Genomic DNA, 19,812 nt, shown 5'->3' on the forward strand with positions numbered 1-19,812 from the left:
GTCGCTCACATCTCGAACGACTCGTGATGGATGCGGCGGGCGGGCACTCCCGCGCCGCGCAGTGCTTCGTACACGGACTGCGCGAACCCGGCCGGGCCGCACATGAACACGTCGTGCTTCTCGATGTCCGGCAGCTTCTGCCGCAGCCGGTCCGCCGAGATGTCGGGGCGCTCCCCGTCCGGGCTGTTCACGGCGTACATCAGGCGCGCGCCGCGGTCGTCGGCGATGGCGGCGAGCTCGTCCCACAGGGCCAGGTCCTGCGTGGTGTTGGCCCGGTAGAGCAGCGTGATGTCACCGGCCGCGCCCGGCAGCGTCTCGAACAGCGCCCGCATCGGCGTGATGCCCACGCCACCGGCGACCAGCAGCACCTTGCCGCGGCTGCGCCGCTGGGCGGTCATCGCGCCGTACGGCCCCTCGGCCCACACCCGCGTCCCGGGCGTCAACTCCCGCAGCCGGGCGCTGTGGTCGCCGATCGCCTTCACGGTGATCCGCAGCATGTCCGGGCGGGGGGCCGCCGACAGCGAGTACGGGTGCGAGCTGAACCGCATGCCCGGCGCGAGGAACCGCCACCGGAAGAACTGCCCGGCCTCCGCGCCCATCCGGTGCAGCTTCCGGCCGCCGATCAGCACCGACACGATGCCCGGGGTCTCCTCGATGACCGCCTCGACGCGCATGCGGTGCCGCATGTTCAGCCGGATCGGGACGAGGATGCGGTACCAGATCACCAGCGCGGTGACCGACCCGTACAGCGCGTACCAGAAGGTCTTCGCGGTCGGCTCGACGGCGAAGTCGTTGCCGGTGGTGATCTGGTGCCAGAACGTCAGGAACACCGCCGCGTACGTCAGCAGGTGGACGTGGTACCAGGTGTCGTACGGGATCCGGCGGCGGACCGGGCCGATCGACGTCAGGCCGATCACCACGAACAGGCCGGTGCCGATGGCCGCCTTGCCCATGTCCGGCAGCTGGTTGATGGAGTCGATCGTCTGCTGGACGATGTCGCCGAGCGTCTTGCCGGCCTGAAGGGCGTAGCCCCACATGGTCAGGAAGACGTGCGCGACGATCAGAGAGAGGGTGTAGCGGCCGCTCATCGCGTGCCAGCGGGCCACCCGGTCGGAGCCGACGCGCCGTTCGAGCGCGGGCACGCGGGCCATCTGCAGCACGACCAGCGCCATCAGATAGCCCGCCAGCAGACCGGTGATCCGGCCCGCGTTGAGGATCTTGCCGTTCTGGTCGGCGATGGAGGGCGTGTTGTGCCACCAGAGCCACATCACGCCCGCCGCGCCGGCGAACACGGCGATCAGCAGGACGGTCGCCGGGGAACGGCGCGGGCGGATGCGGCGCATCGTCTGGCGGCGGGCGGCGCGGCCGCCTGCGAGCGTGGTGGTCACGATTCCTCCGGGGCGGGGGCAAGGGGGGATGGCGTGGTCCCTTGGCCCTGGAATACGTGCCGTGACGCCAGTGCGTTCAGCTCTTCGCCGAGTCCAGTGCGGACTGGAGTGACTGGCGGTAACCGTCACTGGTGTACGTCGCCCCGGAGACCGTGTCGATGTCCGCGCTCTGCGCCGCCAGCGCCTCGGTGCGCAGCTTCGGTATCGCGTAGCTGTTGATCTCCTGGTCCCGCGGGTTCTCCGACGGGTAGACGACCGCGGTGACGTCGGTGAGCTTGCCGTTCTTGACCGTGATCTTCACCTGGACCGGACCCCAGCGGGTGTCCACCGAGTCGCCGGTCACCGTCTTGCTGACGCCGGTCGAGCCACTGGAACCACTGGAACCACTGGATCCGCTGGATCCGCTGGATCCGCCGGACGCACTCGAACTGCTGGACGGCGCGGGCACGGCCAGGCCCACGTCCGGTGTGGAGTGCGGCTTCAGCGACAGCAGCATCACCATCCCGGAGACGGTGGCGGCACTGGCCAGCACGATCCGGCGCAGGGGTCGGTTCTTCTTCAACGCGTGCACGGGGCTGCCTCACAGCTCTCAGAGTTCGAAGGACTCGTGGTGGATACGGCGGTCCGGCACACCGGCGGTGCGCAGCGCCTCGTACAACTCGCGGGCGAAGCCGTGCGGGCCGCATATGTATACGTCGTGGCCCGCCAGGTCCGGGAAGGTCGCGCGCAGGGACTGGGCGGACAGGCTCGGGCGCCGTCCGTCGGGCCCGTTGAGGGCGTACAGCACCTTCGCGCCGCGCCAGCGGGCGATGGCCTCCAGCTCCCCGCCCAGGGCGAGGTCCTCGGCCGTCCGCGCCCGGTACAACAAGGTGACCTCGCCGGGCAGCGTCTCGAACAGGGCCCGCAGCGGGGTGATGCCGACGCCGGCGCCGATCAGCAGCGACTTCGCCGAGGTCTGCCGGTCCTCGGTCATCGAGCCGTACGGCCCCTCCGCCCACACCCGGGTGCCGGGACGCAGCAGGGAGACGGCCGCGCTGTGGTCGCCGAGCGCCTTGACGGTGATCCGCATCAGGTCCCGGCGCGGCGGCGCCGACAGCGAGTACGGCGTCGAGGTCCAGCCCATGCCCTCGCCGAAGAACCGCCAGCGGAAGAACTGCCCGGCGCGCGCCCCGAGTTCGTCCAGGCGCCGCCCCTTCACCACGACCGAGTACACGCCCGGCGCCTCCCGGTGCACCGACTCGACCCGCATCCGGTGCCGCAGGTTGAGCCGCAGCGGCACCAGGACCCGGAACCAGACCACCAGGGCGGCGACGCCCAGGTAGAGCGCGTACCAGGCGGCCGTCGCGCCGGTGTGCCCGTTGAACTCGTTGCCGAGGCTGAGCTGGTGGAAGAAGGCCAGGAAGACGGCCGCGTAGGTGAGCAGATGGACGTAGTACCAGAACTCGTAGCTGGTACGGCGGCGCACCGCGCGGGCCGAGGTGATGCCGACCGCGAAGAGGATCAGCGTGCCGAAGGTGGCCTTCAGCATGTCCGGGTAGTCCAGGACGACTGTGACCGTCTCGTGCCACAGCGAGGCGCGGTCCTGGGCTGCGTACCCGAGCAGGATCAGTGTGATGTGCGCGACCAGCAGGCAGATGGTGTAGCGCCCGGCCATCGCGTGCCAGCGGGCCACCCGGTCGGACCCGACCCGCCGCTCCAGCAGCGGCACCCGCGCCATCATGCCGACGAGCACCGCGCAGGCGTACCCGCACAGCAGTCCGGCGATCCGCCCGGCCCCGGTCAGCCAGCCCGCCGAGCCGACCACGGAGCCGGTGTCCGCCCACCACAGGGCGACGACGGCCGCGGCCCCGGCCCACAGCAGGGCGAGCACGGCGCCCGCTGGGGAGCGTCGCGCGGCCGGCGCCACGGCCGGTGCCGTCCGCCGCTCGTACACGGTGGTCATGTGTGCGTCCTTTCGCCTGTTCCGGACGCAACTGTGCAGGGCGAACTTCTCAGGACCCTCTGAACCGGGGGCCGCAGAGCCCACTCAGAGGAAACTCAGAGCGTCCGGCGGTGCCCCCGGCCGGTGCGAGGGGTGATCCTGGTAGGGCGATGAACACCACCCGCTCCGGCCGCCCCGCCCTCACCCGCCCCGACGGCACTCCACTGCGCGTCCTGGTCGTCGACGACGACCCGGACCTCGCCGAGGTGCTCTCCGGCGCCCTGCGCTACGAGGGCTGGCAGGTCCGCTCGGCGGGCGACGGCGCGAGCGCGCTGACCGAGGCCCGTGAGCTGATGCCGGACGCCGTCGTGCTCGACGTGATGCTCCCGGACACCGACGGCTTCGCGGTGCTGCGCTCCCTGCACACCGTGAAACCGGACGTCTGCGTCCTCTTCCTCACCGCACGGGACGCCGTCGAGGACCGTATCGCGGGCATCACCGCGGGCGGCGACGACTACGTCACCAAGCCCTTCAGCCTGGAGGAGGTCGTCGCCCGGGTGCGCGGCCTGCTGCGCCGCGCCGGCATGGCCCGCCAGCTGGACGAGGGCCCGCGCCTGACCGTCGGCGACCTGGTCATGGACGAGGACTCCCACGAGGTCACCCGCGCGGGCGAGCTGATCGAATTGTCCCCGACCGAGTTCGAGCTGCTGCGCTTCCTGATGCGCAACCCGCGCCGCGTCCTCAGCAAGGCTCAGATCCTCGACCGCGTCTGGTCCTACGACTTCGGCGGCCGTGCCCATGTGGTCGAGCTGTACATCTCGTACCTGCGCAAGAAGGTGGACGCGGGCCGCGAGCCGATGATCCACACGGTGCGGGGCGCCGGATACGTGCTCAAGCCGGTGACCCCGTGAGGCTCCAGTGGCGCCGCGTGCCGCGCCCGCGCACGCTGCGGGCCCGCCTCACCGTCGGCCTGGTGGTGCTCCTCGCGGTGAGCTGCGCGGCGGTCGGGGTGGCCGCGGTCATCGAGTTGCAGGGCTTCCTCACCGGCCGGCTCGACGAGCAGCTGAGCCAGGCCGGGAACCGCTTCGCCCTGAGCCTGGAACACAAGGGGCAGCTGCCCGACGACCACGACGGCGACGAGCGCGGCGACACCCGCCGCCAGTCCACGGGAACCTTCGGCGCCAGGCTGGTGGACGGCACGGTCACCAACGCGGCGGTCGTCCGCTCGGACGGCACCCAGAACGTCGCCCTCAGCCAGGGCGACAGGAAACAGCTCGCCGCGGTCCCGGCCGATGGCAAGGGGCACACCGTCGAGCTCTCCGCCCTGGACCACTACCGGCTCCTCGCCTCCCAGGGCATCGACGGCGACGTCCTGATCACCGGCCTGCCCCTGGAACCGGTGGAGGCCGTCGTCCACCGCCTCGAACTGGTCGCCGGCATCGTCTTCGGCGCCGCCCTCACCCTCACCGGCGTCGCGGGCGCCCTGTGGGTGCGCTGGTCGCTGCGCCCGCTGAGCCGGGTCGCGGCGACCGCCACCCGGGTCAGCGAACTCCCGCTGGCCAGCGGCGAGGTGGCGCTGCCGCCGCGGGCCCCGGAGTCCGACCCGCGCAGCGAGGTGGGCCGGGTCGCCGGCGCCTTCAACCGGATGCTGGGCCATGTCGAGGACGCGCTGACGAAACGGCACGCCAGCGAGGAGCGGCTGCGCAGCTTCGCCGCCGACGCCAGCCACGAGCTGCGCACTCCGGTCGCCTCGGTCCGCGGCCACGCGGAACTGGCCCTGCTGCACCCCGGCCCGGTCCCGCCGGAGATCACCCGTGCCCTGGAGCGCATCGCCGCCGAGTCCTCCCGGATGGGCGCGATGGTCGACGACCTGCTGCTCCTGGCCCGCCTCGACGCGGGCCGCCCCCTGGAGTCCGAGCCGGTCGACCTGACCCGTCTGGTGCTGGACGCGGTGACCGACGCGCGGGCCGCGGGCCCCGACCACCGCTGGGAGCTGGACCTTCCGGAGGACCCGGTCACGGTCACCGGCGACGAACACCGCCTCCACCAGGTGTTGGCCAACCTGCTGGCCAACGCGCGTCTGCACACGCCCGTCGGCACCAAGGTCACGGTGACGCTGGAGACGGAGGGCACCACAGCGCTCCTGCAGGTCCACGACGACGGCCCCGGCGTCCCCGAGGACATCCGCCCGGGCGTCTTCGAACGCTTCACCCGGGCCGACCGCCGCACCAAGGAGGCGACGGGCGGCGCGGGCCTGGGCCTGTCGATCGTGGCCGCGGTCGCGGAGGCACACGGGGGGACCGTGACGCTGGAGAGCGAGCCGGGGTCCACCACGTTCTCCGTGCGGCTCAGTACTGGGTGATCACCGTGCTTCCGCCGGTCGTCCCGATCGCGATGTGCGGCTTCTTCCCCGGGGCCGCCCACTTGAGGATCGCCTTCATGGCGTCCGCCGGCACGGACACACAACCGGCCGTCGCCCCACGCCCGTTGACGTGGAGGAAGATTCCCGCTCCCCGTTTGTGCACCGGCCGCCGGTAGTTGAAGCCGATGACGAGCGCGTACGCGTACTGCGTCGGATAGGCGCCGAGCCGCTCCGACTCGGAGGCCCGGCAGTCGGCCGCGAGGGGCTCGGTCCAACGGTTGTACGAGCGTGAGTCGTTGTCCTCGCACCACCACGAACTGCTGTGCACCGCACGGTACTTGTACGAGGTGCCGGTCGGGGCCGCCTTGATGCCGAAGGCGAACGGGAGGTCGTACAGGCCGGTGGGCGTGGTGTTCGTGCTCTGCTTGCGTTCGGTGCCCTCGACGAGCCCCTTCGCCCCGAACCGGGCGGCGGCCGAACCGGCCTTCACCCACTGCCCGTTGCGCAGGTCCCACCACGTCACCGTGCCCGTCGTCGAGCTCGCTTTCGCGGCCACGGCGGTGATCAGCTGCGTACCGCCCCCGGTGTCGGCCATCCGCTCGGGCAGCGGCGGGACGGCGACGCTCGGCGCCGCCGCGCCGAGCACGAGAAGGGACGCGGACATGAGGGCACCGGCGGCGAGAGCGCTTCGCATGGCTCAGACCGTAGACGGCGAAGGCGCCGACGGCACCGCGAATGGGCCATCCAGGCTCGTCGGAGTGCGGAGGCCGGCGGCCCCCTCCGTGGCCGCCCCGGCCGGCGCACAAACGGGGCGGCCACAGCGCCTGTCACGTCACTTGGTGAGCGTGCAGGCAGCCAGGGAGTCGAGGCCGGTCGGCTTGGCCGCCGTACGGCCGATCGCGATGGCGATGCGGTCGATGGTCGACTTCCGCTTGTCGGCGAGCGGGCCGAGGATCGCGTTCTGCACGAAGTTCGGGCCGCCCTGGCCGACGGTGGACTGGAGCCGCTTGTTGGCCTCGTCGATCTGCGTCTGCAGCAGCGTCAGATTGCGGGTGACCTCGGCCTGCGCCGAGGCGGGGATCGCCGGGAGCTGCGAGGCGACATCAGGGCAGGTGATCGTGCCGACGGCGGATGCGTCGGTGCCGGCCGCCTGACCGGTCGCCGCCGCGGAGGCGCTCGCGCTGGGCGTCGCCGCGGCACCGGAACCGGCGTTGCCCGTGGCCGCGCCGCCGGTGTCGGTGCTGCCCGCGTTCGCGCCGGCCGCGTTCAGCGTGCAGGGCGCGAGCGAGTCGAGGCCGGTCGGCTTGGCCGCCGTACGCCCGATGGCCGTGGCGATGCGGTTGATCGTCGCCACCCGCTTGTCCTTGAGAGGCCCGAGGATGGCGTTGTTGACGAAGTTCGGCCCGCCCTGGCCCACCGTGTCGACCAGCCGCTTGTTGGCCTCGTCGATCTGCGTCTGGAGCAGCGTCAGATTGCGGGTGACCTCGGCCTGGGCGGAGGCCGGGATCGCGGGGAGCTTGGATGCGACGTCCGGGCAGGTGATGGTGCCCGGGGACGCGGCCAGGGTGCGGGCGTCGTTCCCGCTGCTCTTGGACGGTGTCCCGGCGAGGGCGGTACCGGCGATCACCGCTCCGGACAGCGCCACCGCGGCAGCGCCGCCGATGATCGCGACGCGACGCTTGTTGTACTTCGGGAGAGCCCTGGACATGCGGATGCCTCACTCGGGTCTGGAGTGACGGTTGTGTCACTGGCGTGTGGCTGGGGTGTACAAACGCGGCGCCTGCGTTCGGCGAGAGGTACGGGAAAGCGGTTGCGGGTGTTCAAGCCTCCCTCAGATTGACGAATCATGCATCACTCTACATACTCATGCATGAGGGTGGAACGCGACGGAAGGAGCACCCCGTGACCGAGCGCGTCGTACTCGCCTACTCCGGCGGTCTGGACACCTCCGTCGCCATCGGCTGGATCGCCGAGGAGACGGGCGCCGAGGTCGTCGCGGTCGCGGTGGACGTCGGCCAGGGCGGCGAGGACCTGGACGTCATCCGCAAGCGCGCCCTCGCCTGCGGCGCGGTCGAGGCCGAAGTCGCCGACGCCAAGGACGAGTTCGCCGAGGAGTACTGCCTCCCGGCGATCAAGGCCAACGCCCTCTACATGGACCGCTATCCGCTGGTCTCCGCGCTCTCCCGGCCGACGATCGTCAAGCACCTCGTCGCCGCCGCGCACAAGCACGGCGCCACCACCGTCGCCCACGGCTGCACCGGCAAGGGCAACGACCAGGTCCGCTTCGAGGCCGGCATCGCGGCCCTCGCCCCCGACCTCAGGTGCATCGCCCCGGTCCGCGACTACGCGATGACCCGCGACAGGGCGATCGCCTTCTGCGAGCAGAAGCAGCTCCCGATCGCGACCACCAGGAAGTCCCCGTACTCCATCGACCAGAACGTCTTCGGACGCGCCGTCGAGACGGGCTTCCTGGAGGACATCTGGAACGCCCCGCTCGAGGACGTCTACGAGTACACGCAGAACCCGGCCGTGGCCCGCGAACCCGACGAGGTGATCATCACCTTCGAGCAGGGCGCCCCGGTCGCGATCGACGGCACGCCCGTCACCGTCCTCCAGGCGATCCAGCAGCTGAACGAGCGCGCCGGCGCCCAGGGCGTCGGCCGCATCGACATGGTCGAGGACCGCCTGGTCGGCATCAAGTCCCGCGAGGTGTACGAGGCCCCGGGCGCGATCGCCCTGATCACCGCCCACCAGGAGCTGGAGAACGTCACCGTCGAGCGCGAACTCGCCCGGTACAAGCGGCAGGTGGAACAGCGCTGGGGCGAACTCGTCTACGACGGCCAGTGGTTCTCCCCGCTCAAGCGCGCGCTGGACGGCTTCGTCGACGAGGCCAACCAGCACGTGAACGGCGACATCCGCATGACCCTGCACGGCGGCCGGGCGGTCGTGACGGGCCGGCGTTCCGCGTCGTCCCTGTACGACTTCGACCTCGCGACGTACGACACTGGTGACACCTTCGACCAGTCCGCGGCCAAGGGCTTCATCGACATCTACAGTCTGTCGGCGAAGATCGCGTCCAAGCGCGACCTCGCCTGAGGTTCCGGCCCGACACCGACCCACCCTCCCGAGGAGCAAACGCAAGTGAGCAGCAACAGCGGTGACGTACGGCTCTGGGGCGGCCGTTTCGCCGACGGTCCCGCCGAGGCCCTGGCGAAGCTGTCCGCGTCCGTCCACTTCGACTGGCGCCTCGCGCCCTACGACATCGCCGGTTCGCGCGCCCACGCGCGCGTGCTGCACAAGGCGGGCCTGCTCACCGAGGACGAGCTCCAGCGGATGATCGCCGGCCTCGACCAGCTGGAGGCCGACGTCGCCGACGGCTCGTTCGTGGGCACGATCGCCGACGAGGACGTGCACACCGCCCTGGAGCGCGGCCTCCTGGAGCGCCTCGGCCCCGACCTCGGCGGCAAGCTCCGCGCCGGCCGCTCCCGCAACGACCAGGTGGCGACCCTCTTCCGCATGTACCTGCGGGACCACGCCCGCACGGTCGGCGGCCTGATCGCCGACCTCCAGGACGCCCTGATCGGCCTGGCGGAGGCCCACCCGGACGTGGCGATGCCCGGCCGCACGCACCTCCAGCACGCCCAGCCGGTCCTGTTCGCCCACCACGTCCTGGCGCACGTCCAGTCCCTGTCCCGGGACGCGGAGAGGCTGCGCCAGTGGGACGAGCGCACGGCCGTCTCCCCGTACGGCTCCGGCGCCCTCGCCGGCTCCTCCCTCGGCCTGGACCCGGAGGCGGTGGCGGCCGACCTGGGCTTCGAGCACGGCAGTTCCGCGAACTCCATCGACGGCACGGCCTCCCGCGACTTCGTCGCCGAGTTCGCCTTCATCACCGCGATGATCGGCGTGAACCTCTCCCGGATCGCCGAGGAGGTCATCATCTGGAACACGAAGGAGTTCTCCTTCGTGACCCTGCACGACGCCTTCTCGACCGGCTCGTCGATCATGCCGCAGAAGAAGAACCCGGACATCGCGGAGCTCGCGCGCGGCAAGTCGGGCCGCCTGATCGGCAACCTGACCGGCCTGATGGCCACCCTCAAGGCCCTCCCGCTCGCGTACAACCGCGACCTCCAGGAGGACAAGGAGCCGGTCTTCGACTCCATCGACCAGCTGGAGGTCCTGCTCCCGGCCTTCACCGGCATGATGGCCACCCTCACCGTGCACCGCGAGCGCATGGAGGAACTGGCCCCGGCCGGCTTCTCGCTCGCCACCGACATCGCCGAGTGGCTGGTCAAGCAGGGCGTCCCGTTCCGTGTCGCCCACGAGGTCGCCGGCGAGTGCGTGAAGGCGGCGGAGGCCGAGGGCAAGGAGCTCGACGAGCTGACCGACGACCAGTTCGCGAAGATCTCCGCCCACCTCACCCCCGAGGTCCGCACGGTACTGAACGTGCCGGGCGCCCTGGCATCGAGGAACGGCCGCGGCGGTACGGCCCCGAGCGCGGTGGCGATCCAGCTGGCCGAGGTGAAGAGGGACGTCGCCGCTCAGCACGAGTGGGCGAACGCGAAGAAGAAGTAGCGGTACGCATGTCCGAAGGGCATCGCGGTTACGTTGGTCATGAGCCGTACCGACCGAACGGAGCCCGCGATGCCCTTCGCCCGTCTCGCCTCAGCGACGACCCCCACCTGCCACATCGGCCTGGGCCTCGCCGCGGTCGGGCGCCCCGGCTACATCAACCTCGGCCGCGACGAGGACCTCCCCGAGAGCCGTAGCGTCGACGCCCTGCGCGCCCGTACCCACGAACTCCTCGACGCCGCCTACTTCCAGGGCGTCCGCTACTTCGACGTGGCCCGCTCCTACGGCCGCTCCGAGGAGTTCCTCGCCGACTGGCTCAGCGCCCGCCCCGACATCGACGACATCGTCGTGGGCAGCAAGTGGGGCTACACCTACACCGCCGGCTGGACGACGGACGCCGAGAAGCACGAGGTCAAGGACCACAGTCTCGGCACGTACGAGCGACAGCGCGCCGAGACCGCCGCGATCCTCGGCGAGCGCCTCGACCTCTACCAGATCCACTCGGTGACCCCGGACAGCCCGGCCCTCACCGACAAGGAACTCCACGCCAGGCTCGCCGAAGCCGCCGCGCAGGGCACCACCATCGGCTTCTCCACCAGCGGCCCGTCCCAGGCGGAGGCCATCCGCGCCGCCCTCGCCGTGACGGTCGACGGCGAGCCCATCTTCCGTACCGTCCAGTCGACGTACAACGCCCTGGAGACCTCCGCCGCCCCCGCCCTCGCCGAGGCGCACGACGCCGGCCTCACGGTGATCGTCAAGGAGGGCATGGCCAACGGCCGTCTCGCCGACCCGTACGCCCCGGAAGCCCTCAAGGCCGTAGCCGCGGAAACGTCTCTGGGCTGCGACGCCGTGGCCCTCGCCCTGATCCTGCGCCGGCCGTGGGCCGGGGTCGTCCTCTCCGGCGCGGCGACGGTGACCCAGCTCGCCTCCAACCTCCACGCGGCAGTCGTGGACCTGGACGAGGACCAGCTGAACCGCCTGGCCGAACTGGTCGAGGACCCGCAGGAGTACTGGACCCGGCGCAGCAGCCTCCCCTGGCACTGAGAGCAAGCACGACAGAGCAAGCACGACACACTGACCCATGAGACGAGCACGCCTACAGTGAGACGCGAACGTCTCACATGGGTTACGCTTGTCTCATGGCTGTAGACCGTGACCACGTACTGCGCGCCGCCGCGGCGCTGCTGACCCGCAAGTCCACCGCGACGATGGACGAGGTCGCCAAGGCGGCCGGAATCAGCCGCGCCACGCTGCACCGCCACTTCGCGGGCCGTGACGCGCTGGTACGAGCGCTGGAGTCGCTCGGCATCGCCGAGTGCGAGGCGGCCCTGGACACGGCCCGTCCGGGCGAGGGCCCGGCGGCCGAGGCCGTACGGCGCCTCGTCCGCGCGATCGAACCGTCGGCCGCCCTGCTCGCCTTCCTCTACACCGAGAACCAGCTCTTCGAGGGCGAGCAGCAGAACGCGGGCTGGACCCGGATCGACGACCGCATCTCCGCGCTGTTCCGGCGCGGACAGGAGAGCGGTGAGTTCCGCATCGACCTGACCCCGGCCTGGCTCACCGAGGCGCTCTACGGCCTGCTGGCCTCCGGCGCCTGGGCGGTCCTGGAGGGCCGGGTGGCAGCCAAGGACTTCACCTTCATGATCACCGAGCTGCTGCTCGGTGGCGCACTACGGAGAGAGGAACCATGACCAGCACCCTGCAGCCGGCGACCACGACCGAGGCGGTGAAGCGTCCCGGCCGTTGGCTCGCGCTGTCCGTCCTCGTGCTCGCCGTGCTGCTGGTGGCCGTCGACGCGACCGTCCTCGGCCTGGCGACCCCGTACATCAGCGAGGACCTCAAGCCCTCCGGCACCCAGCTCCTCTGGATCGGAGACGTCTACTCGTTCGTGATCGCAGGCCTCCTGGTCTCGATGGGCAGCCTCGGCGACCGCACAGGCCGCAAGCGCATCCTGCTCGTCGGCGCCACGGCCTTCGGCGCGATCTCGATCCTCAACGCCTACGCCACGACACCGGAGTTGATGATCCTGGCCCGCGCCCTGCTCGGCGTCGCGGGCGCGACCCTCATGCCGGCCACCCTGGCCCTGATCCGCAACCTCTTCCACGACCCGCGCGAACGCAGCCTCGCGGTGGGCATCTGGGGCGCGACGGCCTCGGCGGGCACCGCGATAGGCCCGATAGCGGGCGGTTTCCTGCTCGAACACTTCTGGTGGGGCTCGGTCTTCCTCATCAACCTGCCGGTGATGGCGGTCCTGGTGGCGGTCGGCATCAAGCTCCTCCCGGAGTCGAAGAACCCGGACCCTGGTCCGTGGGACCTGCTGAGCGTGGTGCTGTCGTTGATCGGCATGATCACGGTGGTGTACGCGGTCAAGGAGGTGGCGACGCACGGCTTCTCGTGGGACCCGGTCGCCGCGGCGGTACTCGGCCTGACGGCCCTGTACTGGTTCGTCCGCCGCCAACTGACGCTGCCCACCCCGCTCCTGGACATGCGCCTGTTCCGCCACCGCGGCTTCAGCGGCGCGGTCCTGGCCGACCTCCTGACCATCCTGGGCCTGTCCGGCCTGGTCTTCTTCCTCTCCCAGTACCTGCAACTGGTGCAGGGCAGGCGCCCGTTCGAGGCGGGCCTGGCGGAGATCCCGGCGGCGGTGGGTGCCGTGGCAGCGGGCCTGATCGCGGGCCGGGCGGCCCGCCGCTTCTCGGTCCGTACGGTGGTCTCGGGTGGCCTGGCGGCGATCGGCCTCGCCCTGGCCGCGCTCACGGTGATCGACGAGTCGACGGGCTATCCGCTCCTCGGCACCGCCCTGCTCTTCGTGGGCATCGGCGCGGGCTTCTCCTTCACGGTGACGTCGGACGTGATCCTGTCGTCGGTCCCGAAGGAACAGGCAGGCGCCGCATCGGCGGTCTCCGAAACGGCGTACGAACTGGGCGCGGCCCTGGGCATAGCCGTCCTGGGCTCGATCGTGACTGGCGTCTACCGGGACTTCGCAGCCCCGGCGGGCACGCCGTCCGGCGCCCACGAGTCACTGGGCGGTGCGGTGGAGGCGGCGTCCGGAATGCCGACGGACGCGGCGCAGGCTCTACTGACGTCTGCCCGAGACGCCTTCGTCAACGGCCTGTCGATCGCAGTCGGCGTGGGCGCGATCGTCCTGCTGGCGACGGCGGTCGCGGCGTGGTTCATGCTCCGGGGCCAGCGGCTGGACAACGCCGCCTGAGGCGTCACTCGGTGATCCAGCCACCCGTGTGGAAGCTGAAGCGGGTGACCACCGGACACCAGTGGGCGTAGTACCGCGCCTCGACCGGCCCCGCCCCCGAGCCCAGGAGGCTGTCGAGTTCGGCCGCGATGCCGTTGCAGGCGTCGACGACGTCGGCCCCGGCTCCTTGGCCACCCGCGCCTCGGAGCACCTCGCGGACGTCCTGCTCGGGGTCGGCCGCATAGAGAGCGGTGAGCACGGACCGGGCCACCGCAGGCGCTCCGACCACCACGGCCAGCAGGATCTGTACGGCCCTGAAGTCCCCGGCGAGGAATTCGTCCAGCTCCGCGGCGGGGACGCCGATGCGGGTGAGCCGGTAGAGGTTGACGAGCTTCTTGGCGGCGCGCGGAGTGGGTACGAGGGGCGCGAGCGAGGTCATGAACTCGATCTCGGCCGGACGGAGTTGAAGGATGTCAGGGCGCAGGTCCCGTACGTCGGGCACAGCGACGGAGGGCCGTCGCCCCGACTCGCCTTCGGCGTCCGCCCCGGGCGCTGCGAAACCGATCTCCGCCGTCCCCGCGTGGGCGGTCACGTCGGCCCCCTCCTGCGCGGGCGATTCAGCCGGCCCCAACAGTGACCGGAGATAACGGGAGGTCGCACCGTGTGTGGGCCGGGACACCAGGAACGGAATCTGGAAGATCTTGTCGAGATAGTCGAGGGGAGACCCGGCGGCGTCCTCGCCCGCCTGCCCTGCCGTCCCGAACAGTTCGCGGTAGTGCGCCCGCAATGCCGACAGCAGCCAGCGGGCGTCCACGGCGACGACCACGATGAACAACTCCAGGGCCAGCATCAGGTGTACGGCGGCGAGCACCTCGACCACCCGCTCGGGCGGGCAGCGGTCGAGATCGTCGATGTAGAGGATGATGCGCTGCAACGGCGGTGTCGCGGAGGCCGGTTCCCGCACCCGCTCCCGGAACTGCTGGTGCGCGTCGGCGAGATCGGCTTCCATCCGCTCCAGATCACGGCGGACCTGGCTGAGAAGACTGCGGTACGGCAGATACGCGGTGTCGCCGTCGGCGGATCGCTTCTTGAGGAACGCGGAGAGCCGTACCGCCGCGTCCACCTGGGCCAGTTGGTCGGTCAGGGCGGCAACCCGCTCGCCGGCCTCCCGCAGGTCCTGGTCGAGCCGGTCCGCGGCACCCTGGGCGACACCCTGCAGTCGCTTGTGCAGTGCCGCCGCCCGCTGCCACCAGGGCTGTACCACCGCACCCACCGCCAGAGCCAGGGGCAGCAGCGCGAGGAGCCGGTCACCGGCCCACAGCCACAGCGCCAGGGAGCCACCGAGCACGACGGCCCAGGCCACCAGAACCGCCTTGCTGCGCCACAGCGATCTCCACGAGGTGACCGCCTCGGTCGCCAGGAGCCGGAGCGTCCGCAGCGGAGAACCGAGGCCCCGCGTCCGGCCCACCGGCGCGTCCTGCTCCGCCGCGTCCTTGGCGGCCTGGAGCCGGTCGGCCTCGGCCTGCGCGAGTTCGAGCTGCGCGTGCAGGTCCTTGCTGCGTGCGGCGACGTCCGGTGACTCCTCCGGTTCGGGAGTCCGGGCGAGCTCATGGAGCAGATGGTCGACCAGACCGGTCCACAGATGCTCCTCGGCGTAGTGCCAGGCGTTGAACCGCACCTGGTGCACGTTCACAGCGAACGCCGACCTCAACTCGGGCTGCCGCCGGGCGCGTTCGGTGAGGCCGTTGACCCGGGCGTACATCTGGTCCATCGTGCTGGACTTGCCGACGCCCCACTCGCCGAGCAGGGCGATGGCGAGCGGCGGTTCAGTGCCGAGCGCCACGCACAGGGTCGCGAGCATGTCGACGTCACTCTCGTTGCCGAGCAGATCCACGACGCTGGAACGGTCACTGCCGAGAGCGGCGAGGGGGCGGGTGGTGTCGGCGGTACGGGACCAGTTCCTGGCGGGCGGACGAGCGCCCGGGGAGGACGCCGTCGTGCCGCGTTGCCGGCCGAGGTGGTACTCGTCGTGGAGGGTCCACAGCTGTCTCAGTCGTTCGGCGTCTTCAGCGAATCCGGTGTCCTGGAGAACCGACAGGGGGAGGATGAGCCCGCCGTTTCCCTCGGACCTTCTCGCCACCACGAGGGCGCACACACCTGCGCCAACAGGATCCACCACCGCGGCGCCGCTGATACCGACCGGAAGGTCATCGCCCGCGATCCGCCCGTTCAGGCCTTCCGTGCCCTGGTAGGCGAACGTGCCGCTCCACGGATCGCCAGGCTGCGTGCCTGGCCCCGCCGTGAAGCCGTACACCCAGAGGCGATCGCCGAGTTCCAGCTGGCGGTCGGAAAGCCGGACACATGGATGATCCACGAATGTCGTCAAGCGGATGAGGCACAGGTCGACACCACTGTCCCTCCAACGGCCAGATACCCATTCCACCTCTGCCCGGAAGACTCCGCCGGCGAAATGGACCTCAACGAACTCGTACGGCCCCGTCTTGTTCGTTACGACATGCAAGGCTGTCAGGACCAGTCCGGGAGCCACGAAGAATCCGCTCCCACTGCCTTGGGGCGTATGGATTTCGACCACCGCAGCCCGGACCAACCCATCGAGATCCAGCTCACTCTCCGCCAAGAAGTCCCCCAAGAGCCAAACAAAAGAGCCGTACGCACCCTGCCAGGTGCATACGGCTCCGGAAAACCCGTCGGCTCAGGCAGCCTTCGCCTTGGTGGCGTACATGTCCACGTACTCCTGCCCGGAAAGCCGCATGACCTCGGCCATCACGGAATCCGTCACCGCCCGCAGCACATACCGATCCCGGTCCATCCCGTCGTAACGCGAGAACTCCATCGCCTCGCCGAAACGGACCGTGACCCGCCCGGGGCGTGGCATCCCCGCACCCCCCGGCTGCAACTTGTCCGTGCCGATCATCGCGAACGGCACCACCGGCGCGCCGGTCATCATCGTGAGCCGTGCGATGCCGGTGCGGCCGCGGTAGAGGCGGCCGTCGGGGGAGCGCGTGCCCTCGGGGTAGATCCCGAAGACCTTGCCCTCCTCCAGCACGCGGCGCCCGGTCATCAGCGCCGCCACCCCGCCGTTCGCGCCGTCCCGGTCCACCGGGATCATGCCGACGCCGGTGAAGAACCAGGCCATCAGACGGCCCTTGAGGCCCTTGCCGGTGACGTACTCGTCCTTGCCGATGAAGAGGACCTGACGGTCGCAGACCAGCGGCAGGATCATCGAGTCGATGAAGGTGAGGTGGTTGCCGGCCAGGATGACCGGCCCCTCCGCCGGGATGTGCTCCACGCCCTCCACCTGTGGGCGGAACATCAGGCGCATGATCGGTCCGAGCACTGCCTTGATGAGCGCGAAGCGGGACAACGGGCCCTCCGGTGTCAAGGGTTTTGGTATGAGTCTGTGCAGGTGAGGACGATACTCCCGGTCTCCGGGGTCGTGCACATCGGGGACGCCGGGTTCACCGAGGTCTTACGCACTGTTGACGCGTGTTTACCTGCAGTGGCGCCGCGTCGTCCGCCCGTAACCGCGCCGGAACCATGTGAGGGATGTCGCACGTCCTCAGACCGCACGCCCTCAGACATTCGTTCCCATACGACATTCCGAGTCATCCGCGTGTTCCGACCGAGGTCTCCCTCGCGTCATGTACACGCACCTACGATCGGCCCGCATCGAAGAGCTCACGTCAGGGGAGGCGTTCATGGGAACGCAGGAGAACGAGCAGACAGGCACCACCGGGCGGCGGGCGCTCCTCGGCGCGGCGGTGCTGGGCGCGGGCGGAGCCGTCCTCGGCCTGTCGGGCACGGCGAGAGCCGCGGGGTCGGCCTCGTACGGCAGCGGCGGCCTCAAGAGCCTGCCCAAGCCGACGATCATCGGTCACCGCGGTGCCAGCGGTTACCGGCCGGAGCACACCTTCGGCTCCTACAACCTCGCCCTCGACCTGGGCGCCGACATCGTCGAGGCCGGCGACCTCGTCCCCACCAAGGACGGCCATCTGGTCTGCCGGCACGAGCCGGAGATCGGCGGTACGACGAACGTCGCCGACCACCCCGAGTTCGCCGACCGCAAGACCACCAAGGTCCTCGACGGCGTCTCCACCACCGGCTGGTTCACCGAGGACTTCACCCTGGCGGAGCTGAAGACGCTCCGCGCCGTCGAGCGCATCCCGGCCAACCGCCCGCACAACACCATCTACAACGGCCGCTGGGAGATCCCCACCTTCGAGGAAGTCCTCAAGTGGCAGGACGAGCAGACCCGCAAGCGCGGCAGGCAGGTCTGGATCTACCCCGAGACCAAGCACCCCACCTACTTCCGCAAGCTGGGCCTCGGCCTTGAGGAGCGGGTCGCCAAGCTGCTGCACAAGCACGGCAAGGACAAGCGGAACTCGCCGGTCATCCTGCAGTCCTTCGAGCCCAGCAGCATCCAGCGCCTGAACACCCTGGTCGACAACCCGCTGGTGGTGCTGCTGTCCGCCGCCAACACCCGCCCCTGGGACTTCGTCGAGGCGGGCGACACCCGCACCGTCGCCGACCTGATCACCCCGAAGGGCCTGAGGGAGATCGCCGGCTACGCGCAGGGCCTCGGCCCGACCCTCGACCTGATCATCACGAAGAAGGCGGACGGCAGCCTCGACCAGGAGACCACCCTCGTCTCCGACGCCCACAAGGTCGGTCTGATCCTGCACCCGTACACCATGCGCAACGAGAACCCCTTCCTGCCGCTGGAGTACCGCAAGGGCACCGACGCCGACGCGTACGGCGACCCCTTCGGCGCCTTCAAGAGGTACTTCGCCACCGGCATCGACGGTGTCTTCACCGACAACGCCGACACCGGTGTCCTCGCCCGCGAGGACTTCGTCAACGGCTGAGTGGGAAGCCCCGGTTGGGGTGAGAGTCGGCCGCCCGGGCAACCCGCCGCCCGGGCGGCCGCGTCGTGCCGCATATGACGTACGACCTCGTGGCCACCCTGCGACCGCTGCTCACCGCCGAAGCCTCCGCGGAGGCACATGCCTCCGGTGCCGAGCCCGGCGACCTGGAACAGGCGGTCTGGCTCCGCCTCCTGGAGCGCCTGGACACGGACGGCCCGCCCCTCGACCCGCCGGGCTGGCTGCGCCGGGCCGTCCGCTCCGAGGCCCGCCGCACCCGCCGTACCCACCGCCTCGAACGGCCGTACGGCATCGAGCCGGTCGACGACGCCGACCGCGGCCCCGAGCACCTCGCCCTCGCGGCCGCCCGCCGCCGGGCCCTGCGGGACGCGGTGCGCCGGCTGCCCGGCCGCTGCCCCCGGCTGATGGAGGCCCTGCTCTCCCCGAAAGACCTGACATACCGGGAAATCGCGGGGGAGTTGGGTATCTCACAGGGAAGTCTCGGCCCGGAACGTTCCAGATGCCTGGGATGTCTCCGTCGTTTGCTCGCACCGGAGGTTGCGGCCCGCGAAGTGCGGGGATAGGAGTGAGGGACGAAATGGCGATCAGGTGAGCGGGAGGCGTGCGCACATGGGCATGAGCGTGACCATCTCGGTGGCGACCGAGCAGGATGCGGAGCAGATCTTCAGGCTGCAGTACCTGTGCTTCCAGAGCGAGGCGGCGCTGTACGGCAACTACCGCATCGACCCGCTCGTCCAGAGTCTGGACTCGGTCCGTCAGGAGGTGGCCGCGGACTGCGTCTTCGTGGCACGGCTCGGCGAAGAAGTGGTCGGCTCGGTGCGCGGCCGGGTCACCGAGGACGGCTCGGCCGCCATCGGCAAGCTCTGCGTGCACCCCCGTCTGCAGGGCCACGGCATCGGCGCGCGCCTGCTGCGGGCGGCCGAGTCGGCGCTGGCGGAGGAGCGCGGCGCCAAGCGCTTCCGGCTGCACACCGGCCACCGCAGCGAGGGCAACCTGCGGCTGTACCGCCGGGTGGGCTACGAGACGGTCGGCACCTCCGAGGGCGCGGACGGCGTCCCGATGATCGTGCTGGAGAAGCCGGCCGAGGCGTACGTCGCTACCGCGTGACCGTGCGGTTCTTCCGCAGCCAGTACAGCGCGGACAGCGGCAGCAGTACGGGGATGAACACGTACCCCATGCCGTAGTCCGACCAGACCGTCGCGTCCGGGAAGGCCGACTTGTCGACCAGGGTCCAGGTGCCGACGATCAGCACACCCGCGAGTTCGGCGGCGCAGCAGACCTGTGCCGCCCTGCGGGCCCTCTCGCCGCCGCGGACCAGCGAGTACGTGATGAAGCCGTAGACGACACCGGCGACGGCCGACAGCGAGTAGGCGAGCGGCGCGCGGTCGAACTCGGTCGCGATCTGGTACACGGAGCGCGACACCGCGCCGACGACCATCACGCCGTAGAACCAGACGAGCAGCATGCCCGGCCCGCTG

Annotated in this window: 18 protein-coding genes and 1 pseudogene; 10 read left to right on the forward strand and 9 right to left on the reverse strand. The window is 70.7% G+C overall.

Translation table 11 applies throughout. The annotated features are described in order from the left end of the window. Positions 1–5: 5 nt before the first annotated feature. From MQP27_RS32570 to MQP27_RS32580, 3 genes are all read right to left on the reverse strand, one after another. Positions 6–1,388, reverse strand: coding sequence for a ferredoxin reductase family protein (locus MQP27_RS32570; RefSeq protein ID WP_242770858.1), 1,383 nt, complete (start codon positions 1,386–1,388; stop codon positions 6–8). A 76-nt stretch (positions 1,389–1,464) separates the two neighbouring features. Next, complete coding sequence (locus MQP27_RS32575; protein ID WP_242770866.1) at positions 1,465–1,959, reverse strand: FMN-binding protein; 495 nt, start codon at positions 1,957–1,959, stop codon at positions 1,465–1,467. An 18-nt stretch (positions 1,960–1,977) separates the two neighbouring features. After that, positions 1,978–3,330, reverse strand: coding sequence for a ferredoxin reductase family protein (locus tag MQP27_RS32580; protein WP_242770868.1), 1,353 nt, complete (start codon positions 3,328–3,330; stop codon positions 1,978–1,980). Between the two features lie 149 nt (positions 3,331–3,479). Between MQP27_RS32580 and MQP27_RS32585 the strand changes: the two genes are divergently transcribed. Both MQP27_RS32585 and MQP27_RS32590 read left to right on the forward strand, forming a co-directional pair. Next, positions 3,480–4,220 carry a response regulator transcription factor gene (locus tag MQP27_RS32585; RefSeq protein ID WP_242770870.1) on the forward strand — a complete coding sequence of 247 codons (741 nt, stop codon included), beginning with the start codon at positions 3,480–3,482 and terminating at the stop codon, positions 4,218–4,220. Next, positions 4,217–5,671: a sensor histidine kinase gene (locus tag MQP27_RS32590; protein ID WP_242770872.1), complete on the forward strand. Its 1,455-nt coding sequence runs from the start codon at positions 4,217–4,219 to the stop codon at positions 5,669–5,671. The genes MQP27_RS32585 and MQP27_RS32590 overlap by 4 nt, the downstream gene beginning before the upstream one ends. Here the strand turns inward: MQP27_RS32590 and MQP27_RS32595 are convergent. Both MQP27_RS32595 and MQP27_RS32600 read right to left on the reverse strand, forming a co-directional pair. Then, a complete protein-coding gene (locus MQP27_RS32595) occupies positions 5,658–6,365 on the reverse strand; it encodes a L,D-transpeptidase family protein (protein WP_242770874.1) in 708 nt (235 codons plus the stop codon). The two genes, MQP27_RS32590 and MQP27_RS32595, sit on opposite strands and share 14 nt — an antisense overlap. Positions 6,366–6,503: 138 nt before the next feature. Continuing rightward, positions 6,504–7,379, reverse strand: coding sequence for a hypothetical protein (locus MQP27_RS32600; protein WP_242770876.1), 876 nt, complete (start codon positions 7,377–7,379; stop codon positions 6,504–6,506). A 194-nt stretch (positions 7,380–7,573) separates the two neighbouring features. Between MQP27_RS32600 and MQP27_RS32605 the strand changes: the two genes are divergently transcribed. From MQP27_RS32605 to MQP27_RS32625, 5 genes are all read left to right on the forward strand, one after another. Then, on the forward strand, positions 7,574–8,767 hold the full coding sequence (locus MQP27_RS32605; RefSeq protein WP_242770878.1) for an argininosuccinate synthase: 1,194 nt from the start codon (positions 7,574–7,576) through the stop codon (positions 8,765–8,767). A gap of 45 nt (positions 8,768–8,812) precedes the next feature. Further along, a complete protein-coding gene (argH, locus tag MQP27_RS32610; RefSeq protein WP_242770880.1) occupies positions 8,813–10,243 on the forward strand; it encodes an argininosuccinate lyase in 1,431 nt (476 codons plus the stop codon). Between the two features lie 69 nt (positions 10,244–10,312). Further along, complete coding sequence (locus tag MQP27_RS32615; RefSeq protein ID WP_242770882.1) at positions 10,313–11,284, forward strand: aldo/keto reductase; 972 nt, start codon at positions 10,313–10,315, stop codon at positions 11,282–11,284. A gap of 95 nt (positions 11,285–11,379) precedes the next feature. Further along, positions 11,380–11,931, forward strand: coding sequence for a TetR/AcrR family transcriptional regulator (locus MQP27_RS32620; RefSeq protein WP_242770884.1), 552 nt, complete (start codon positions 11,380–11,382; stop codon positions 11,929–11,931). After that, positions 11,928–13,451 (forward strand): MFS transporter, encoded by a 1,524-nt coding sequence (locus MQP27_RS32625; RefSeq protein ID WP_242770886.1) that lies wholly within the window; start codon positions 11,928–11,930, stop codon positions 13,449–13,451. The genes MQP27_RS32620 and MQP27_RS32625 overlap by 4 nt, the downstream gene beginning before the upstream one ends. Before the next feature lie 4 nt (positions 13,452–13,455). On the opposite strand, the gene MQP27_RS32630 is transcribed toward MQP27_RS32625, so the two are convergent. The 3 genes and pseudogenes from MQP27_RS32630 to MQP27_RS32635 all read right to left on the reverse strand — a co-directional run bounded on the left by MQP27_RS32630 (position 13,456) and on the right by MQP27_RS32635 (position 16,815). Then, positions 13,456–15,573 (reverse strand): P-loop NTPase fold protein, encoded by a 2,118-nt coding sequence (locus MQP27_RS32630; RefSeq protein ID WP_242770888.1) that lies wholly within the window; start codon positions 15,571–15,573, stop codon positions 13,456–13,458. 36 nt (positions 15,574–15,609) lie between these two features. After that, a pseudogene (locus tag MQP27_RS51745) lies at positions 15,610–16,023 on the reverse strand (S1 family peptidase); the annotation flags it as partial. A 120-nt stretch (positions 16,024–16,143) separates the two neighbouring features. Continuing rightward, complete coding sequence (locus MQP27_RS32635) at positions 16,144–16,815, reverse strand: lysophospholipid acyltransferase family protein (protein ID WP_242770889.1); 672 nt, start codon at positions 16,813–16,815, stop codon at positions 16,144–16,146. Positions 16,816–17,149: 334 nt separating this feature from the next. On the opposite strand from MQP27_RS32635, the gene MQP27_RS32640 reads away from it, so the two are divergent. The 3 genes from MQP27_RS32640 (at position 17,150) to MQP27_RS32650 (ending at position 19,441) form a co-directional block, all read left to right on the forward strand. Then, positions 17,150–18,316, forward strand: a complete 1,167-nt coding sequence (locus MQP27_RS32640) for a glycerophosphodiester phosphodiesterase (RefSeq protein WP_242770891.1) — start codon at positions 17,150–17,152, stop codon at positions 18,314–18,316. Between the two features lie 74 nt (positions 18,317–18,390). Continuing rightward, positions 18,391–18,897 (forward strand): RNA polymerase sigma factor, encoded by a 507-nt coding sequence (locus MQP27_RS32645; RefSeq protein ID WP_242770898.1) that lies wholly within the window; start codon positions 18,391–18,393, stop codon positions 18,895–18,897. A gap of 46 nt (positions 18,898–18,943) precedes the next feature. Further along, complete coding sequence (locus tag MQP27_RS32650; RefSeq protein ID WP_242770900.1) at positions 18,944–19,441, forward strand: GNAT family N-acetyltransferase; 498 nt, start codon at positions 18,944–18,946, stop codon at positions 19,439–19,441. Here the strand turns inward: MQP27_RS32650 and MQP27_RS32655 are convergent. After that, positions 19,431–19,799 carry a hypothetical protein gene (locus MQP27_RS32655; protein ID WP_242771276.1) on the reverse strand — a complete coding sequence of 123 codons (369 nt, stop codon included), beginning with the start codon at positions 19,797–19,799 and terminating at the stop codon, positions 19,431–19,433. The two genes, MQP27_RS32650 and MQP27_RS32655, sit on opposite strands and share 11 nt — an antisense overlap. Between the last annotated feature and the right edge of the window lie 13 nt (positions 19,800–19,812).

Source organism: Streptomyces cylindrosporus (genome assembly GCF_022698165.1).
Lineage (GTDB): Bacteria > Actinomycetota > Actinomycetes > Streptomycetales > Streptomycetaceae > Streptomyces > Streptomyces cylindrosporus.

Bases quoted from the DNA above. Each gene is read 5' to 3' on its own strand.
- MQP27_RS32580 (WP_242770868.1), bottom strand. From the start codon at position 3,330: ATGACCACCGTGTACGAGCGGCGGACGGCACCGGCCGTGGCGCCGGCC.
- MQP27_RS32585 (WP_242770870.1), top strand. From the start codon at position 3,480: ATGAACACCACCCGCTCCGGCCGCCCCGCCCTCACCCGCCCCGACGGC.
- MQP27_RS32595 (WP_242770874.1), bottom strand. From the start codon at position 6,365: ATGCGAAGCGCTCTCGCCGCCGGTGCCCTCATGTCCGCGTCCCTTCTC.
- MQP27_RS32600 (WP_242770876.1), bottom strand. From the start codon at position 7,379: ATGTCCAGGGCTCTCCCGAAGTACAACAAGCGTCGCGTCGCGATCATC.
- MQP27_RS32615 (WP_242770882.1), top strand. From the start codon at position 10,313: ATGCCCTTCGCCCGTCTCGCCTCAGCGACGACCCCCACCTGCCACATC.
- MQP27_RS32620 (WP_242770884.1), top strand. From the start codon at position 11,380: ATGGCTGTAGACCGTGACCACGTACTGCGCGCCGCCGCGGCGCTGCTG.
- MQP27_RS32625 (WP_242770886.1), top strand. From the start codon at position 11,928: ATGACCAGCACCCTGCAGCCGGCGACCACGACCGAGGCGGTGAAGCGT.
- MQP27_RS32640 (WP_242770891.1), top strand. From the start codon at position 17,150: ATGGGAACGCAGGAGAACGAGCAGACAGGCACCACCGGGCGGCGGGCG.
- MQP27_RS32645 (WP_242770898.1), top strand. From the start codon at position 18,391: ATGACGTACGACCTCGTGGCCACCCTGCGACCGCTGCTCACCGCCGAA.
- MQP27_RS32650 (WP_242770900.1), top strand. From the start codon at position 18,944: ATGGGCATGAGCGTGACCATCTCGGTGGCGACCGAGCAGGATGCGGAG.
- MQP27_RS32655 (WP_242771276.1), bottom strand. From the start codon at position 19,799: ATGCTGCTCGTCTGGTTCTACGGCGTGATGGTCGTCGGCGCGGTGTCG.